Genomic DNA, 2,583 nt, shown 5'->3' with positions numbered 1-2,583 from the left:
GCACTAATTACGCTAATTTTTAACTAATAAATCAAATACTGATTCGCATTAATAACAAAATAGATATGAAGATAATAGCAAAACAAGGTTCAGCGCTTGAGAAGCTACTGAAACAAATGAATGAACGGCTTTTGCGTGAACAAGACGAAGCTAAAGATATGATTCAGGAATATTGCGGTTCAAGACCAGATAGCATCGGTTATGTTTGGGCGTTTGGCTTCACTGCCGAGTGGTTTTATACACTTATAGGTTTTGAAAACAAGGAGTTTGTTCCTGAAAAATTGGTTCTGAATAATGAAGATAAGAAGCATCCGTGTTGGAAAATCAATAAACGAAAGAAGGAGGGTCGAGAATTTATAGACAAATGGTGTAAAAAATTCCGAGGTATAGATGGTAAGCCTCTTAATAGGTTTGGGATTCCAGTGATGCACGAAGAAACAGGACGCTACTTCCATTGGCTTCCACTTGAAAAAGATGGTGTTTATTACGTTTCAGTAGGTTCTTCCATTCTTGAATGTATGCCATCGGCAAAAAGTGAGCAGTTTGAGATAGAGGTTTAACGTATAACAATGAAGTAATGAACATCGGATTAATTGACGTTGACGGTCATTACTTTCCAAATTTCGCTCTTATGCGTGCCTCTGCATATCATAAGGCAAAAGGCGATCAAGTAGAATGGGCTACACCTTTCAGCAGATACGACAAGGTGATGGCAAGTAAGGTGTTTACTTTCACTCCGGATTTCAACTATCTGATATTGCAGGCTGATGTAATCGAAAAAGGTGGTACCGGGTATAATATTACAAGCAGGCTTTCTGATGATGTAGAAAACAGTTTGTTGATGGACTACTCCATTTATCCCCAATATCCTTTTTCCATACAGTTTTTTAGCAGGGGATGTATTCGGAAATGCCCGTTCTGCCTCGTTCGTGAGAAAGAGGGATACATTCAGACCGTTGAGCCGGTGGAGTTGAACCCGAAAGGAAAGTGGATTGAAGTGTTAGACAACAACTTTTTTGCGAACCCGGAATGGAAAAATGCCGTAAGCTATCTTTTGAAAACTAGACAACCTATAAAGTTACATGGCGTAGATGTTCGCATAATGGACGAAGAACAGGCGTATTGGTTGAATAAACTAAAGATGAAACAGAATATTCACATTGCTTGGGATTTACCTCAAATAGATTTGACTGATCGGCTGAAAGAAATGATCAAGTATGTGAAGCCTTATAAGATTACTTGCTATGTCTTGGTCGGCTTCAATTCTACCATTGAGCAGGATTTGTTTCGGCTTAACACATTGAGGAGTTTAGGTATTACTCCGTTTGTTCAACCCTACCGGGATTTCACGAATAAAAGAAAGCCTAAACAATATGAGTTAGACCTTGCAAGGTGGGCAAATAAAATGTGGCTGTTTAAGTCATTTGACTTTGTAGACTTTTCGCCTCGTAAGGGATTTAGATGCGATTATTATTTAAAGCAATTTGCGTAAAACTAATAAAAATGAAAGCAATAACAATAAAACAACCGTGGGCCTCTTTGATAGTCCACGGTATTAAAGACATTGAGAACCGTACTTGGCCGTGTCCTAAGAAATATTTAGGGCAGAGGGTACTGATTCATGCAAGCGGTAAACCTTTGAATTACGATAATTTCTATGATTCAATACTTACCAATGAGCAGTTATTGGCATTACCGGAAAACAAAGAGTGGAAAGATTTTAGTTTTTGTACAGGCTCCATTATCGGTAGCATTGAGATAGTGGATTGTGTACAGAATCATTCTTCCATCTGGGCTGAAAAAGAAGTTTATAACTGGGTATTAGCTAATCCAATACTTTTTGAAAGTCCTATTGAGAATGTAAAAGGTAGACTTTCTTTTTGGGATTATCTTGGTATCAAATAAGTAGAAATTGAACGTTCTGAATGCGGAAGTATAGAGAAAACTGTTGAATAATACAACCACTCTTTTCCCTATATTCTTGTACAGTTACAATAAATATAATAATTGGGTATATAATCATTTGTTTGTAGAATCAGCTATAAATTCATGAAAAAGAGAGTTAATAGTCTGAATTACGATTTCTTTTTCTGTATCATATCCAGATATAGGAAGTTCGAGGGCAATAATGTTATTGAATATATCAAATTTCTTTAATAAAGAAATTGTTTTGAGAGTTGATTGCGAGCTCATTGAATTGAATAGTATGACTGTTAACTCATCTGAGGATAATTGTGCTCTAAATATTTTAGAATAGTCATTGGGGTATTTAAAATTTTGGATTGAATCCAACAGATAATATATGTTTCTATGGTATTGCCCTAAATATTGTCCATATTGCCCATATAAATAATCTCCGACATTTCTTATGAACTTATAGAGCTGTTGGTATCTTTTTTCTATACAAATCCTATTACAGATTGATGCAACAATTATACGATACATTTCATGAATTTTGCTTGACATTATTATGCCTTTTATTTCGTATATAGTATCGTAATAATATTTGGGATCCCTACTTTTTAATAATACATGCGAATCAGTATTTGATTTATTAGTTAAAAATTAGCGTAATTAGTGCGA

Annotated in this window: 4 protein-coding genes; 3 read left to right on the top strand and 1 reads right to left on the bottom strand. The window is 35.3% G+C overall.

Annotation, left to right across the window (positions count from 1 at the left end; genetic code table 11):
• Positions 1-65 precede the first annotated feature (65 nt).
• From ACT8YW_RS22850 to ACT8YW_RS22840, 3 genes are read left to right on the top strand one after another with little or no spacing between them, the layout of a single operon-like run.
• A complete protein-coding gene (locus ACT8YW_RS22850) occupies positions 66-560 on the top strand; it encodes a hypothetical protein (protein WP_004303171.1) in 495 nt (164 codons plus the stop codon).
• Positions 561-577: 17 nt separating this feature from the next.
• A complete protein-coding gene (locus ACT8YW_RS22845) occupies positions 578-1,492 on the top strand; it encodes a hypothetical protein (protein WP_444107242.1) in 915 nt (304 codons plus the stop codon).
• An 11-nt stretch (positions 1,493-1,503) separates the two neighbouring features.
• Positions 1,504-1,905 carry an ASCH domain-containing protein gene (locus ACT8YW_RS22840; protein ID WP_004318802.1) on the top strand — a complete coding sequence of 134 codons (402 nt, stop codon included), beginning with the start codon at positions 1,504-1,506 and terminating at the stop codon, positions 1,903-1,905.
• A gap of 114 nt (positions 1,906-2,019) precedes the next feature.
• Here the strand turns inward: ACT8YW_RS22840 and ACT8YW_RS22835 are convergent, their stop codons facing one another.
• Entirely contained in the window at positions 2,020-2,466 is a 447-nt protein-coding gene (locus ACT8YW_RS22835; protein WP_444107241.1) for a putative phage abortive infection protein, read from the bottom strand.
• Positions 2,467-2,583: the final 117 nt, after the last annotated feature.

It is taken from the genome of Bacteroides sp. (genome assembly GCF_052357945.1).
GTDB lineage: Bacteria > Bacteroidota > Bacteroidia > Bacteroidales > Bacteroidaceae > Bacteroides.
The sequence above is the reverse complement of the archived record's forward strand: the minus strand, read 5'-3'. Positions and strand labels throughout refer to the sequence as shown.

Excerpts from the sequence above, each read along its gene's own strand:
- ACT8YW_RS22850 (WP_004303171.1), top strand. The coding sequence starts at position 66 with ATGAAGATAATAGCAAAACAAGGTTCAGCGCTTGAGAAGCTACTGAAA.
- ACT8YW_RS22845 (WP_444107242.1), top strand. The coding sequence starts at position 578 with ATGAACATCGGATTAATTGACGTTGACGGTCATTACTTTCCAAATTTC.
- ACT8YW_RS22840 (WP_004318802.1), top strand. The coding sequence starts at position 1,504 with ATGAAAGCAATAACAATAAAACAACCGTGGGCCTCTTTGATAGTCCAC.
- ACT8YW_RS22835 (WP_444107241.1), bottom strand. The coding sequence starts at position 2,466 with ATGTCAAGCAAAATTCATGAAATGTATCGTATAATTGTTGCATCAATC.